The organism is Algibacter sp. YIN40, from assembly GCF_057219435.1.
The window spans coordinates 205994-221448 of the sequence record NZ_JBXVVC010000004.1 but is presented as its reverse complement, the minus strand read 5'-3'; the positions used below and the strand labels follow the sequence as shown (position 1 = coordinate 221448).

The window sequence follows — 15455 nt, the reverse complement described above, 5'->3', positions numbered from 1 at the left end:
GTTAGTGTAAAAGTCAGGCAGGTTAAATTAATCTACCTGATTTTTTCTTTATAGAAGTTCTAAAACCCGTTCCAAAACCATACCACGAGACCCTTTTATTAAAATTGTTGCGTTTTCAATAGAAGCGGCATCAAAACTCTTTTTGAAATCATCAAACGATTCGCATTGCATTGCATGCTCTAATGATATGCTTGATTGATAAAAGTTTTCGCCAACAAAAATAAGTTTATCAATGTTTAATGAAACAGCCAAATCTGCAATTACTTGATGTTCTTGTTTTTCCTCTTTCCCTAATTCAAACATGTCACCAAGTATGGCTATTTTATGTCCTTCCTGTTTTTCTAAATTATGCAAGGCAGCGTCCATACTTGTTGGGTTCGCATTGTAAGCATCTAAAATAATTTTATTAGAACCTATTTGTTTAATTTGAGAACGATTATTAGATGGAATATAGCTTTCTATTGCTGTTTTTATTTTGCTATCATCAACTTTAAAATAATTCCCAATAGCTATTGATACAGCAATGTTTGTAAAATTATAATTGCCAATAAGTTGGCTATTAATCTCTAAATTGTTGTACATCAATCTAACAAATGGGCTGGCATCTATAAAATTTATGTTAACATCTTGGTTCGACTTACCAAATGTGATTTTCTTTGCGTTTTTTGTTTTTTCAACTTGAATAGCATCTTCAGTATTTACAAAAGCAGTTTTGCTGTTGGTAATTAAATAAGTATACATTTCACTTTTGCCTTTAATAACACCTGCAACCCCACCAAAACCTTCTAGGTGGGCTTTACCAAAGTTTGTAATGTATCCATAATCTGGTTGAGCAATACTGCATAAGAATTCAATTTCTTTTTGGTGATTAGCGCCCATTTCAACAATGCCAATTTCGGTGTCTTTGGTCATTGAAAGTAGTGTTAATGGCACGCCAATATGATTATTTAGATTTCCAACTGTTGCTGTAGTTTGATATTTTTGAGCAAGTACAGCATTAATGAGTTCTTTCGTTGTTGTTTTACCATTACTACCCGTCAAAGCTATTATTGGAATTTTTATATAGTTCCTGTGATAAGAGGCAAGTTCTTGCAAGGTTTCTAAAACATTGTTAACTAAAATATAATTACTGCCTTTGCAATAGATAGCTTCATCTATTACCACATATTTTGCACCCATATTAATAGCTTGATCTGCGTAGGTGTTACCATTAAAATTATCACCTTTTAAAGCAAAAAACATATCCTTATTATTGATTTTTCGCGTGTCAGTAGATGCTGAATGGCACTCGAGGAATAATTTGTGAAGATCTGCTATTTTCAAAAAATGAGTTATAAAGAATTATAATTAAATGTAATAAAAAAGTCCTAATCGAAATTAGGACTTTTAATTATTTTTCAAACTAAATATTAGTTTTTAGTTTTATTTTTTCTTTTGGTTTTAGAACCTACTCTAGACATTGCACATCTAAATCCAATATAGTCTGTTGCCATATCTTCTGGGTAATATCTTCTTTGTGCTGGGTCCAACCAGTATTCTCTGTCTTTCCAAGACCCACCTTTAAATACTCTTACTTGGTCATTAATTAAAGATGTTCTGTTATTATTCTTGTCATATTCTCTAATTAGGTTACCTAAAGAATCTCTCTCTACACTATGTTTAGGAGAGTTGTACATTTTACTTGTTTGTGATTCTCCATCAGCCCCATCTTCCTCATCAAAACTTTCAAAATTTCTAGATGAACGTTTATCACCATCTCTAAAGTTTATTTCATCACTCTTATCGAAATTCGTTCTTAAGTAAGTTTCATTTTCATCAACTTTAACTTGTAATATTTCACCAGGTAAGTTTCTGGCAATTAATTTACCAGTTGAAAGCGTATCATAAACAATATCTTCAGATGTTACTATTTGTACGGTACCATCTTCACCTATCGAATTTTTAGTATAAACATTACCACGATAGTAATTAAAGTCGTTGAATTCATCATCCACAATTGGTCTATAAACATCGGCAACCCATTCAGCAACATTACCTGCCATATCGTATAGGCCGTAATCGTTAGGATCGTATGATTTTACAGCATTAGTAATATCAGCTCCATCATCAGACCAACCTGCTATTCCACCGTAATCACCTTTACCTTGCTTAAAGTTAGCCATTTGGTCACCACGTATTCTTCTTTTTCCAGCACGAGTATATTGACCATCCCAAGGATATTTTTTACGTCCTCTATAAACATTATAACTACGTATTTCACTTAGTCCTAAAGCAGCATATTCCCATTCTGCTTCTGTTGGAAGTCTATATTTTAAAGGAAGAATTCCAGATTCTCGTTTAGCATAAATATTAATAGGATTTCCATCCGCATCAACTTGCGCATTTCTATTTCTACCACCTTCTGGATTTATAACTTCTTCATTACCTCCATAAGTTAGGGTAGGGGCATTTATATAAGTATCAATATTAAAAGTCGCATCGGCTGATACATCAGTAAGGTGTGAACCTCTTTTAGTATAACCTTCTTTTTGTAAAGCCATTTCACCTACACGATCGGATCTCCAATTAGCAAATTCGACTGCTTGAATCCAACTTACACCAACAACAGGATATTCTGCATAGCCTGGGTGACGTAAATAGTTTTCGGTCATTATTTCGTTAAAACCTAAACGGTTTCTCCATACTAAAGTATCTGGAAGTGCTCCGTGATATATAGCTTTGAAATTTTCATCAGTTGGTGGGTAAACCCTTTTAATCCAATCTAAATATTCCAAGTACATAACATTAGTTACCTCGGTTTCATCCATGTAGAAGGATTGCACGTGTTGTTGATTGGGCGTATTGTTCCAATCATGCATAACATCATCTTGTACTTTACCCATTGTAAAGGTACCGCCTTCAACAAATACTAAACCCGGGGAAGTTTCTTGTTCTTCAAAACGCGTATTGTATTGAAAACCGCCTTCTCTGTCGTTAATTTGCCATCCGGTGGCTCTAGAACTATTTTTAGAACTAGTTGACTTTTTACAACTAAACGCTGCTAAAGACAACCCTAGTATTAACAGAGTCCTATACGTTATTACTTTTTTCATATCCATATCTTTAAGTAAGCTAAATTTCTATTTTGGTGCTGCAATATAAGAATTAAACCCAAGATTGCAAGCGATTTATTGCATTTAAACTAAAAAAAAGTGTATTTCACCTTATTTTTGATGCATTTCATCGATGTTTTTACTGTTTTTGCATGTCGATTTGTGTTGTATTAACGTTCGTTTTCCTAATTTATTATTGTATTTTTGAACTCGTTTTTAAAATTGTTATTTTTTTTGATAATATCAGTTAATTAATAGCGTTATTCAAGCAATGAAAGAGAAATTATTAGTTTTTTTGTTAGGTTGTTCTCTAGTTACTTTTTCGCAACAAAAAAGCTTCAACATTAATTGGGAAGGATTTCGAACCTTATCTACTGGAAGTTATAGCTTTAAAGTACCTGCATTTAATAAGGAGAATTTTAGCTACGATTATAAGGACGGATTACAGTTTGTTGCCCAATGGGAAAATAATAGTAACATTGACGAAGGTTCTGTGAGTATTAGCAATGTTAAATATGAAACTATTTCCAAGAATAGCTTAGGCGATTTAAGACCTTTAAGCATCAATGGAGAACTAAAGTATAGTATTAAAAACTCAAAAGCAAGAAACAAGCAGTATCTGTATTTTCAATTAACTCCTATTATAAAGGAAGCTAATGGCACATATAAAAGAATAACTTCATTTCAAATAAACTATAAAATTGCTACAAGTAGAAATAAGTCTCCATTTAATAGTAAGAGTTTTAATAATTCACGAATAATTACAAATTCTGTTTTAAGCTCTGGTGAATGGTACCGTTTTTATGTTGATACTACTGGGGTTTTTAGATTGTCAAAAAGTTTTTTACAGCGTTTAGGCGTTAACGTTAACAATGTGGATCCACGAAATATTAAACTTTATGGTAATGGTGGTCGCATGATACCTTATTCTAACGCCCAACCTTATCCTTTCGACGTAGTTGAAAATGCTATAAAATTTGTTGGAGAAGAAGATGGTGTTTTTAATAATGAAGACCATATATTGTGTTATGCTCAAGGACCACGAGAATTTAATGTAGAAAGTAATACTAACATTAATTGTTATACTGATAAAACTTATTATTATATAAATGTAAGTTCTGATAATGGAAAACGTGTGCAACCTTTTATCCAACCAACCGGAACACCTAATCTTATTATAGACACCTATCAAGAGTATCAATTTCATGAAAAAGATGAATACAATATTGCTTCGGTGGGAAGACGTTGGTTTGGTGATCGTTTTGATGTTGAAAATTTAAAATCTTTTGAATTTGATTTTCCAGATATTGTAACCTCAGAACCTGTGAATGTTAAAGTTTTTGTTGCAGCCGCTTCCGAATCTCAAAGTTCTATGCAAGTAAGTGTTAATGGATCACCTGTTTCTAATTTGAATATGGCAGGTTCTACTGAAACTAACTTAGCAAATGGTGGTTCGTATAACGGTAACTTGAATGTAACTTCTTCAACGCTGAAAGTCGATCTTAATTTTGATAATCAAGGGAATCCAAGTGCTCTGGGGTATTTAGATTATATTTCTGTTGAAGCAACGAGAGCATTGAATTTTTCGAATAATCAATTTCAGTTTAAAAACAATAGTGTTGCAACGTCATCTGGCGTTGGTCAATATAATATCACAAATGCTTCTCAGGTTTCAGAAATATGGGATGTGACTGATATTTATAACGTGACCAATTTGCTAAATGCAGATTCAAATACCAACTTAAGTTTTACTTCTTCATTAGGTACATTAAAAACCTATGTTGCAGTAACACCCTTGGATTATTTCGAGCCACAAGTGGATGGCACAACTACAATAAGTAATCAAAATATTAAAGGCAACATTTTTAATAATGATCAAGGGCAATTTCAAGATATTGATTATATAATAGTGGCTCCAAATAATATGTTGAATCAAGCCGAACGTTTAGCTGGTATAAATACAAAACAATATGGACTAAACATAAAGGTTGTGGGCTTAAATGAGATTTATAATGAGTTCAGTACAGGTAATCAAGATGTAGGAGCTATTCGGAATTTAGTAAAGTATGTTTATGATAATGCCAGTACACCAGAAAAAAGGATAAAATATTTATGTTTATTTGGTGATGGTTCATACGATTATAAAGATAGATTAAGAAATAACACCAATATAGTGCCTTCTTGGTATTCTTACAATAGTTTTAGTCTCACTTTTTCTTTTGTGTCTGATGATTTTTATGGCATGATGGACGACAATGAAGGAACGATGGTTAATAGTGATAGATTAGATATTGCTGTGGGTCGAATACTCGCTGATACCCCGCAACGTGCTAAAGAAATGGTTGATAAAATTGAATCGTATTATGCCAAAGAATCTTTTGGAAGTTGGAGAAATAATTTTGTAGCAGTATCTGATGATGTAGATGTAGATTGGGAAGCTATTTTGCAACAAACCACAAACAACTTAGGTGATATGGTTACTCAAGAGAAACCATTCATTAATGTTGTTAAGTTACATAGTGATGCTTTTCAACAGAATTCTTCTGCTGGAGGAGATACCTATCCAGAGGTTACTGAAGCTATGGTAAATGAGATTGATAAGGGAGCTTTGGTAGTAAATTATTTTGGTCATGGCGGAGAAGAAGGTTTGGCTGTTGAACGAATTCTTCAAAAACCGGACATTCAAGGGTTTCAAAATGTTTGTAAGTTAACTTGTTTTGTTACAGTTACTTGTGAGTTTACTAAATTTGATAATCCACTTAGAGATACCGCTGGCGAGTTTGCTTATTGGAATAAGGAATCTGGAGCAATAGGATTAATTACTACTACCAGGCAGGTCTTTGTTATTTTTGGAACTAACTTCAATGATGTTTTAGAAGAATATTTATTTTCTTTTAGTGATAATGATAGCTTTAGCGATTTTGAATACCCAACTATGGCAGAAGCTTTAAGACTGACTAAAAATGATCCTTCTTTATCTGGACAAAGTCAAAGACGATTAGTGTTCTTTATCGGTGACCCAGCCATGAAACTAGCTTTTCCCAAGCCTAATATTAGATTAACTCAAATAAACGATGTTCCTATTGCACAATCAACGGAGACACTACAAGCCCTTGGTTATGTTAAACTTAAAGGTGAGGTGACAGATGTTTCAGGAAATGTACTTACTAATTTTAACGGCACATTAACCACTACTATTTATGATAAATCTATAGAAAGACAAACTTTAGCGAATGATGGTACCAGAGATTCTGGTGGTCAATTAATCAAATTAGACTTTACAACATTAGGGTCTGTAATTTTTAGAGGTCAGGCAACCGTAGTTAATGGTGAATTTGAATTTGATTTTGTAGTCCCAAGAGATATAGGAATTCCAGTTGGTTTCGGAAAACTGAGTTTTTATGCTAAAAACGAAGAATTGTTACTAGATTATGCAGGTGCTAGTATAAATACAGTAAGAATTGGAGGTTTAAATGAAAATGCCGAAGAAGATAATGTCGGCCCCGTCATTTCATTATTTATGAATGATGAAAATTTTGTTTCTGGCGGTATAACCAATGAATCTCCAACCTTATTAGCAAAGTTGGAAGATTCGAACGGTATTAATACTGCGAGTGGCATTGGTCATGATATAGTTGCAATTATTGATGGAGACGAGGCTAATCCATTTGTTTTAAATGATTATTATCAAACTGAAGTTGATAGTTATCAAAAAGGTATAGTAAGTTTTCCTTTTAGAGATTTAGAACCTGGGCTTCATACCTTAACATTGAAGGCATGGGATGTTTATAATAATTCATCAATATCTGAAATTCAGTTTATTGTATTTGATAAGGATCAAGAATTAGTTATAAACAATGTATTAAATTATCCCAATCCATTTGTGAATTATACAGAATTTTGGTTTAACCACAATAGTTCTGATGCTTTAGACGTTTCTATACAGATATTCACCGTTTCGGGTAAACTTGTTAAAACGCTTAATGGTCAGACCACAGGAGGTGCAAAAGTTACAAGTTCTTTATCACGAGATATTATTTGGGATGGTAGGGACGATTTTGGAGATAAAATTGGAAAAGGTGTTTATATTTATAAGTTGACCGTTAGATCGCCATTATTAAATAAGAAGGTTGAAAAAATAGAAAAATTAGTCATTCTTTAACAATAACCGAAGTTTTTGGTAAGTTAAACGGATTTAGAAATGACTATTAAAATAAAATATATATTTGTTAAATAAAATTGATCCATGAAGAACAAACTAACATTATTAATAGCGCTGGTAGCTATTTTAAAAATTGAAGCGCAAACAACGATTATAGTGCCAAATGAAAATGATTCAAGGGTAATAACTACCGGAATTCCCTTTGTTTTAATAGCACCAGATGCCAGAGCAGCTGGTATGGGAGACATGGGGGTTGCTACTTCTGCTGATGCCTTTTCGCAACAATGGAATTCGTCAAAATATGTATTTTCTGAAACTAAGTCTGGTGTTGGGGTAAGTTATACGCCTTATTTAAGTAAGCTAGTGAATGATATTTTCTTAGGAAACATAACTTATTTTAATAGATTAGATGAAAGAAGCGCTTTTGCGGCAAGTTTAAAATATTTCTCATTGGGTGATATCGAATTCGTTCCAGATGAATTTGCTACACCCTTAATACAAAGGCCAAACGAATTAACAATTGATGCGTCTTATGCTTTAAGACTTACCGATCAGTTTGCAATGTCTGTTGCTATGAGATATTTAAGATCAGATTTAAGACTTCAAGGTGTTGATGGTGATATTACAGCCGCAAGTACTTTTGGTGTTGATGTATCAGGCTATTATCAAAGTGAAGAAGAAGCTTATAACGATTTTAATGGACGCTGGAGAATGGGGTTTGCTATTCAAAATATTGGACCAAAATTTAAATATGATGAGGGAGGTCAGGAAAATTTTCAACCAACTAACTTGCGTTTAGGTGCAGGTTTCGATTTTATTTTCGACGATTATAATAAAGTATCTGTTACTGCTGAAGTTGCTAAATTATTGGTGCCAACACCACCAATTTTAGGAACTGAAATAGTGTTTGATGATAACAACAATAACGGTACTTATGAGCAAGATGAAGATACACTTATAAGCGAAACGGATAATGTTATTTATGAGGGTCAATCTCAAGACGTTAGCTTTTTATCAGGGATATTTCAGTCATTTGGAGACGCTCCAGGTGGTTTTAGTGAAGAGTTAAAGGAGTTTACTTGGTCTCTTGGTGCAGAATATATGTATCAAGATTCTTTTGCTTTTAGAGCAGGTTATTTTAACGAATCAGAGGAAAAAGGAGCTAGAAAATTTTTGGCATTAGGCGCTGGGTTTAAATATAATGTCGTAAATATTGATTTATCATATTTATTTTCTGCATCAAAAGTGCAAAGCCCTTTAGAAAATACATTACGTTTTTCTCTAACGTTTAACATTGGAGCTGGAGAATATACCGAATACTAGATTATAAAAAATTATAAATAAATAAAAAAACTATTGTTCAATGAACAATAGTTTTTTTGTTTAAATTAGTCACAAACTCGATACCTATTAAATTATGAAGGAGATTAAAATAGAAGCTACTTTGTTTGTTTTTGAAAGTTTTGATGAGCTTCCTGAAACGGTTCAGTCCTTAATGGAAGTTGCTATAAAGACTAGAGATCAGGCCTATGCTCCTTATTCTAAATTTAATGTAGGAGCTGCTATTCTTTTGGATAATGGAGAAGTTATTATTGGTAGTAATCAAGAAAATGCTTCTTACCCGTCTGGGTTGTGTGCAGAGCGTACAGCTATTTATTATGCTGGGGCTAAGTATCCAGATGCCAAAATAGTGCAAATGGCAATTTCAGCGGGTTCAAAAAGAATTCAAACTACAAAACCAATACCTCCTTGCGGTGCTTGTAGACAAGCCATTGCTGAATATGAAATAAAACAAAATACACCTATAGAAATTTATTTTATGGGAGAAATGGGAGCCGTTATGAAATCTAATTCTTTGAGTGATTTACTGCCACTTATATTCGACAAATCACAGTTATAGTTTTAGCTCATTTCAAAATTTTCAATATTTCAGAGTAATCCTAATGAATAATTAAAAATCTTATTAACGAGTATGTTTTTTAATATTTTTTATACTTTAACGAACATGTATTTTTGCAATAACTCACAATGTGTTACTTTTGTATTCCGCATAATTAAAACCTTATATTAGAGTATGCAAAAAATCACAAAAGAGGTCTACCTTAAATGGTATGAAGACATGTTATTCTGGAGAAAGTTTGAGGATAAACTTGCTGCAGTTTATATCCAGCAAAAAGTAAGAGGATTTCTTCATTTATACAATGGTCAAGAAGCTGTATTAGCAGGCGCTTTGCATGCTATGGATTTGACAAAAGATAAAATGATAACGGCTTATCGTAATCATGTTCAGCCAATAGGAATGGGTGTAGATCCCAAACGTGTAATGGCCGAATTATATGGTAAAGTAACAGGTACCTCAAAGGGTATGGGAGGCTCAATGCATATTTTTTCTAAAGAATTTAGGTTTTATGGAGGTCATGGTATCGTAGGTGGTCAAATCCCATTAGGAGCAGGTATTGCTTTTGGTGATAAATATCACGGTGTGGACGGTGTAACTTTATGTTGTTTTGGGGATGGTGCGGCTAGACAAGGTTCGCTTCATGAAACTTTTAATTTAGCAATGCTTTGGAATTTGCCTGTAGTGTTTGTCTGTGAGAACAATGGATATGCTATGGGGACTTCAGTTGAACGTACGGCAAATCATGAAGATATTTGGAAGTTAGGCTTAGGGTATGAAATGCCATGTGGGCCAGTTGATGGTATGAATCCAGTTAAAGTTGCTGAAGCTTTTGATGAAGCTATTCAACGTGCTAGAAAAGGTGGAGGGCCAACATTTTTAGAATTAAAAACGTATCGTTACAGAGGGCATTCTATGAGTGATGCACAACATTATAGAACTAAAGCAGAGGTTGAAGAATACAAAAAAATTGATCCTATTACGCAAGTAAAGGATGTTATCTTGGAGAAAAAATATGCTTCAGTAGATGATATAAAAGTAATTGACAAACGTGTAAAAACACTCGTAGCAGAATGTGAGAAATTTGCAGACGAGTCACCATATCCAGAAAAGCAACAACTTTATGATATGGTTTACGAGCAACAAGATTATCCATTTATTCAACACAAATTATAAGATATGGCAATAGTTGTAAACATGCCGCGATTAAGCGACACAATGGAAGAAGGAACCGTTGCTGCTTGGTTAAAAAAAGTAGGAGATAAAATTGAAGAAGGCGATATTTTAGCTGAAATTGAAACAGATAAAGCTACAATGGAGTTCGAATCTTTTAATGAAGGAACTTTATTGCACATTGGTGTTCAAGAAGGAGAAACTACAAAAGTAGATGCCCTTTTAGCCATAATTGGTGATGAAGGTGAAGATATTTCTGGTATATTAAACGGAAGTAATAATGCTTCCGCGAAAGTAAAAGAAGAAGTTGAAAGTACAGATGTCACACCGAGCAGAGTAGAGGAGTCTCAAGAAGCTGAATCCGCATCTGCTGATTTACCAGAAGGTGTTATAGTTGTAACCATGCCACGTTTAAGTGATACCATGGAAGAAGGTACTGTAGCAACTTGGTTGAAGAAAGTTGGTGATTCTGTTGAAGAAGGCGATATTCTTGCAGAAATAGAAACTGATAAAGCGACGATGGAATTTGAATCATTCCAATCCGGTACTTTATTAGAAATAGGATTACAAGAAGGAGAATCGGCTAAAGTAGATTCTTTATTAGCAATTATTGGACCTGCAGGAACTGATGTTTCAGGAGTTGCTTCGAGTTTCATTGCAACATCTGCTCCAGCTAAAAAAGAGGAAGCGCCAAAGGGTGAAACAAAGAAAGAAGCTTCTAAAGGAACTACTTCTGCGTCTTCAACCCCAAAAACTAGTGCGCCATCACCAACACCAGTTACTGAAAACGGGCGTTTATACGTATCGCCATTAGCTAAAAAATTAGCAGAAGAAAAAGGAATCAACCTAACTAAGGTTCAAGGTTCTGGAGAAAATGGACGTATCGTTAAGCGTGATATTGAAAATTATGAGCCAGCAGCAGGCGCAGCTTCAGTTGGTAAATTTGTTCCTAGTGGACAGGAAGATTTTGATGATATTGATAACTCACAAATGCGTAAAGCTATTGCAAAAGCATTAACAAATTCTAAATTTTCAGCACCACATTATTACTTAAGTGTTGAGTTTGATATGGAAAATGCCATGGCATTTCGTGCACAATTCAACTCTATTCCAGATACTAAGATTTCTTATAACGATATTATTGTTAAAGCATGCGCATTAGCTTTAAAACAACATCCGCAGGTAAACTCACAATGGTTTGCAGATAAAATGCGTTTGAATAATCATGTACATATTGGAGTAGCTGTTGCTGTTCCAGATGGTTTAGTTGTTCCTGTGGTACGTTTTGCTAACGAGCAAACTTTACCTCAAATAGGTGCGGCAGTAAAAGATCTAGCTGGAAAGGCTAGAAATAAAAAGTTAACGCCTGACGAAATGCAAGGCAGTACCTTTACGGTATCTAATCTAGGTATGTTTGGTATAGATACGTTCACATCTATAATCAATCAACCAAATTCAGCAATTCTTTCTGTTGGAAACATTGTTGAAAAACCAGTAGTAAAAAATGGCCAAATTGTAGTTGGAAATACTATGAAACTATCATTAGCCTGTGACCACAGAACGGTTGATGGCGCTACAGGAGCAATGTTTCTTCAAACATTGAAAGGATACATTGAAAACCCTGTCACAATGTTGGTGTAATTGTCATTCAGAGCAAAGCGAAGAATCTTAATATTTTAAAAAACCTGTTTCATTTTGGAACAGGTTTTTTAATTTAACCTATTCCGACGAAGTGGGATCTATAATCGTAGAAACTCTACTTATTTGATTTGCAGGGAACCCTCCTTGTTTTGCGTGTTCAGTAATCATGTCTTCATTCGGTGCAATATATACGCAATAAATTTTATCACCTGTTACATAACTGTGCAACCAATTAATTCTAGGTCCAAGCTTTTCTAAAACTCCACAAGAAGTTTGAGAGATTCTTTTTAATTGATCTGCTGTAAGTTTTCCAGCTCCTGGAATGTCTCTTTCGATTACATATTTTGGCATAATATTAAGTTTTAATTTCCTAATTATATGGTCTTTAGGAATTACCCCGTTTATTAATGTGGTATCTGATCTCCACTTATAATTCGAAATTATAAATATTACTGGAGGTCGAATAGTAGTTTTGAACCAAAAAAAGACACATTTGAACCATGACCTTTAGATACAATGGACAGAACTAATAAATATGCTGCTGTATATATTTTGAAGGAAGTAAGCCAAATCTAGATTTAAAACATTTTGAAAAGTAAGCTAAACTATTAAAACCAGTTTCAAAGGCTATTTCAGATATGTTCCCTTTTTGGTCGTGAAGTAATTTTAGAGCTTTGTCTAATCTATAATCTCTTATAAAAGTATTAGGAGATTTATCAGTAAGATTTTTTAGTTTTCTATAGATTTGCGACTTACTATAGCCAAGGGCTTTATTAAATTCGGTAATATTAAAATTTGAATTCTGCCAAATGGATTCTATAAAATCCATTAATTCAGTTAAAAATCTTTCTTCTTTTGGAGTTAGTGTTCTAATAAGTTTTTCATCTATGTAGGTATGCCTATTTTCACTTTCGTATAGTGCCTTTATTTCATTAGATACTACAATTTGGTGTTTAATAATTTCACACATACGGGTGGATAATATTATAGCGTCTTCAAAAATGTGATCTTTATTTGTTACAGGAATACCAGATGCTAATCCAATTTTAAGATTTCGGTAAGATTTAACAAATTTGGGAGTAATATATTTAATGTTTGCTTGAATTTTTAAAGCACATAAAATACCATTTGTTACAGACTTAAAAGAAACTAAATAACTTGTATTATCTTGTTTTACAATGCTTCCTTCAAATTGTTTTAAAGTTTTGGATACACTATTATGAAATTTTTGAGTAAAAACATTAAATTGATTGGCTTCAATTCTGTCCAAATAGTTGCTTGTCTCAATAACCATTATTATTCTAAAGGCAGGATCATTAATTATGTTTAATTCCGTATTTTGAGATTTATCAGGGTCTTCAATACGACCTAAAAATGATTCTACAATACTAGCTTCTACTTCAATTATTGAATGCGGAACATCACCATGGGCATCATTGTGCATTCTTTTTAGAGCATCTATGTTTGGCGCTTCAATTAAACAGAAAGCGGTCTTTCTATCTCCATCAAACCAATAAGTAAATCCACGACAGCCGTATTCTCGTTCAATTTTCAAATCTGCTTGATGTAATTGCGCCACATGTTCTGCTGTAACTTCTTCAGAAACATCGTGACGATCCATATATATAGGCATGATGAATAATTTTAAACAAGTTAATGATTTTTAACTAATTAACATAGAGTCTTTTGAAGTGAGTTTAATAAAAATATTTCAAAACGTTTGCATTAAATAAGATTGAGAAAACAAATTGGTTAATGCTGGTTTTATTTATCTTTAATGTTTTAAAATTAAGAAATGAATAAATACTTAAGTATTATAATTATATCTGTTCTTTTAGGTTGTGGTTCGTCTAAAACGACTGTGAATTTTATTTCTGAGAATAATATAAAGGCGAGTTTAGAATATTTAGCATCAGACGAACTAGAAGGAAGAAATACAGGAAGTAAAGGAATTGAAAAAGCTGCAGTGTTTATTGAAAATGTTTTTAAAGAAAACAACATAGAACCATATTTTGAAACCTACCGCGATTCTTTTAATATAAAAGATATTGTTGGGTATAACTTAGTTGGTTACATAGAAGGTAAGGATCCTAAATTAAAAAGCGAATTTGTTATTCTCGGGGCGCATTACGATCATATTGGAACGGCAAAAGAAGTGAATGGTGATGTTATAGCTAATGGCGCTAACGATGACGCATCTGGTACGGTTGCAGTTATAGAATGGGCCAAATATTTTTCTAAATCTAAAAGTAATAAACGCAGTATTTTATTTACATTGTTTTCGGCCGAAGAAATGGGTTTAAAAGGTTCTGGGCATTTGGCTGAAAGGTTAAAGCAAGAAAAAATGGACCTGTATACCATGATTAATTTTGAAATGATTGGTGTGCCCAGGGGTCCAACTAAAATAATTAGTTATTTAAGTGGTTATGAGAGGTCAAATATGGCAGAAAAATTAAATGGTTATTCTGAAAATGAAATTATAGACTTTTTTCCCAAAGCGAAACAATTTCAATTATTTATGCGATCAGATAATTATCCTTTTTATCAAGAATTTAAAGTGCCAGCGCATGCTATTTCTACATTCGATTTTACTAATTTTGATTATTATCATCATGTTGATGACGAGGTCGATAAAATGGACTTTAATCATATGACCGATTTTATTAATAAATTGATTCCTGCAATAGAAGGTATGATTAACGCTCCTACAAAGGAAATTAAAATGGATAATGAGTAAAAATATAATAATAACAGGAACAAGTAGAGGTATTGGTTTTGAGTTGGTAAAATTATTTTCCAAAGCAGGACATAAAGTACTGGCGCTTTCGCGGAATGAAAAACCTGTTCAAAATTTAAATCTTGATAATGTTACTTGCTTTTCCTTCGATTTGAATGAAAAGGATGCGTATCAAAATGTTGTAGATTTTATTAAAAGTAATTGGAAGCGTGTAGATATTTTAATTAATAATGCTGGTGCGCTTGTAAATAAGACCTTTGAAGAAACTTCCATGTCTGATTTTGAGTATGTTTATAAAACTAATGTTTATGGTGTTGCCGAATTAACAAGAGTGGTATTGCCATTTATGAAAAGTAATAGTCATGTAGTGACGATAAGCTCGATGGGTGGCGTTCAAGGTAGCATGAAATTTCCAGGTTTAGCAGCCTATAGTTCAAGTAAAGCGGCAGTAATTACCTTAACCGAATTACTGGCTGAAGAATATAAAGATTCAGAAATATCATTTAATGTATTGGCTTTAGGTGCGGTACAAACTGAAATGTTAGAGGAAGCCTTTCCTGGTTATCAAGCTCCAATTTCAGCATTAGAAATGGCACAATATATTTTTGATTTTTCACTTAACGGAAATAAATACTATAACGGAAAACTGCTTCAAGTTTCAAATTCTACGCCTTAATTTTGCGTAAACACAACTGCATGATTTTTAATTTTGATCGTGTTTAATTGTTAGTGAATTGATAGCAATTCAAGTTC

Annotated in this window: 11 protein-coding genes; 7 read left to right on the top strand and 4 right to left on the bottom strand. The window is 33.1% G+C overall.

Going from position 1 to position 15455, the window contains the following annotated elements; translation table 11 throughout:
• Positions 1-48: 48 nt before the first annotated feature.
• Together AC2D6V_RS14465 and gldJ are read right to left on the bottom strand one after the other, a co-directional pair.
• Positions 49-1323, bottom strand: a complete 1275-nt coding sequence (locus AC2D6V_RS14465) for a UDP-N-acetylmuramoyl-tripeptide--D-alanyl-D-alanine ligase (RefSeq protein WP_484649501.1) — start codon at positions 1321-1323, stop codon at positions 49-51.
• Positions 1324-1409: 86 nt separating this feature from the next.
• On the bottom strand, positions 1410-3098 hold the full coding sequence (gene gldJ / locus AC2D6V_RS14460; RefSeq protein WP_484649499.1) for a gliding motility lipoprotein GldJ: 1689 nt from the start codon (positions 3096-3098) through the stop codon (positions 1410-1412).
• Between the two features lie 265 nt (positions 3099-3363).
• Between gldJ and porU the strand changes: the two genes are divergently transcribed.
• From porU to AC2D6V_RS14435, 5 genes are all read left to right on the top strand, one after another.
• Positions 3364-7254 carry a type IX secretion system sortase PorU gene (gene porU / locus AC2D6V_RS14455; protein ID WP_484649496.1) on the top strand — a complete coding sequence of 1297 codons (3891 nt, stop codon included), beginning with the start codon at positions 3364-3366 and terminating at the stop codon, positions 7252-7254.
• Positions 7255-7338: 84 nt separating this feature from the next.
• Positions 7339-8577: a type IX secretion system outer membrane channel protein PorV gene (porV, locus tag AC2D6V_RS14450; protein WP_484649494.1), complete on the top strand. Its 1239-nt coding sequence runs from the start codon at positions 7339-7341 to the stop codon at positions 8575-8577.
• 94 nt (positions 8578-8671) lie between these two features.
• The gene (gene cdd, locus AC2D6V_RS14445) at positions 8672-9154 is read left to right on the top strand and encodes a cytidine deaminase (RefSeq protein WP_484649492.1); all 483 of its coding nucleotides are present in this window, start codon (positions 8672-8674) and stop codon (positions 9152-9154) included.
• A 174-nt stretch (positions 9155-9328) separates the two neighbouring features.
• Positions 9329-10327, top strand: a complete 999-nt coding sequence (gene pdhA, locus AC2D6V_RS14440) for a pyruvate dehydrogenase (acetyl-transferring) E1 component subunit alpha (protein WP_484649490.1) — start codon at positions 9329-9331, stop codon at positions 10325-10327.
• A gap of 3 nt (positions 10328-10330) precedes the next feature.
• The gene (locus AC2D6V_RS14435; RefSeq protein ID WP_484649488.1) at positions 10331-11965 is read left to right on the top strand and encodes a pyruvate dehydrogenase complex dihydrolipoamide acetyltransferase; all 1635 of its coding nucleotides are present in this window, start codon (positions 10331-10333) and stop codon (positions 11963-11965) included.
• Positions 11966-12043: 78 nt separating this feature from the next.
• Here AC2D6V_RS14435 and AC2D6V_RS14430 read toward each other — a convergent pair whose 3' ends face one another.
• Together AC2D6V_RS14430 and AC2D6V_RS14425 are read right to left on the bottom strand one after the other, a co-directional pair.
• Positions 12044-12316, bottom strand: a complete 273-nt coding sequence (locus AC2D6V_RS14430; RefSeq protein ID WP_484649486.1) for a DUF4242 domain-containing protein — start codon at positions 12314-12316, stop codon at positions 12044-12046.
• A 175-nt stretch (positions 12317-12491) separates the two neighbouring features.
• Entirely contained in the window at positions 12492-13598 is a 1107-nt protein-coding gene (locus AC2D6V_RS14425) for a nickel-binding protein (protein WP_484649484.1), read from the bottom strand.
• Between the two features lie 162 nt (positions 13599-13760).
• Here AC2D6V_RS14425 and AC2D6V_RS14420 point away from each other — a divergent pair, with 162 nt between their 5' ends.
• Together AC2D6V_RS14420 and AC2D6V_RS14415 are read left to right on the top strand one after the other, a co-directional pair.
• Positions 13761-14702 (top strand): M28 family metallopeptidase, encoded by a 942-nt coding sequence (locus tag AC2D6V_RS14420; RefSeq protein WP_484649482.1) that lies wholly within the window; start codon positions 13761-13763, stop codon positions 14700-14702.
• Complete coding sequence (locus tag AC2D6V_RS14415; protein ID WP_484649480.1) at positions 14695-15378, top strand: SDR family NAD(P)-dependent oxidoreductase; 684 nt, start codon at positions 14695-14697, stop codon at positions 15376-15378. The genes AC2D6V_RS14420 and AC2D6V_RS14415 overlap by 8 nt, the downstream gene beginning before the upstream one ends.
• Positions 15379-15455: the final 77 nt, after the last annotated feature.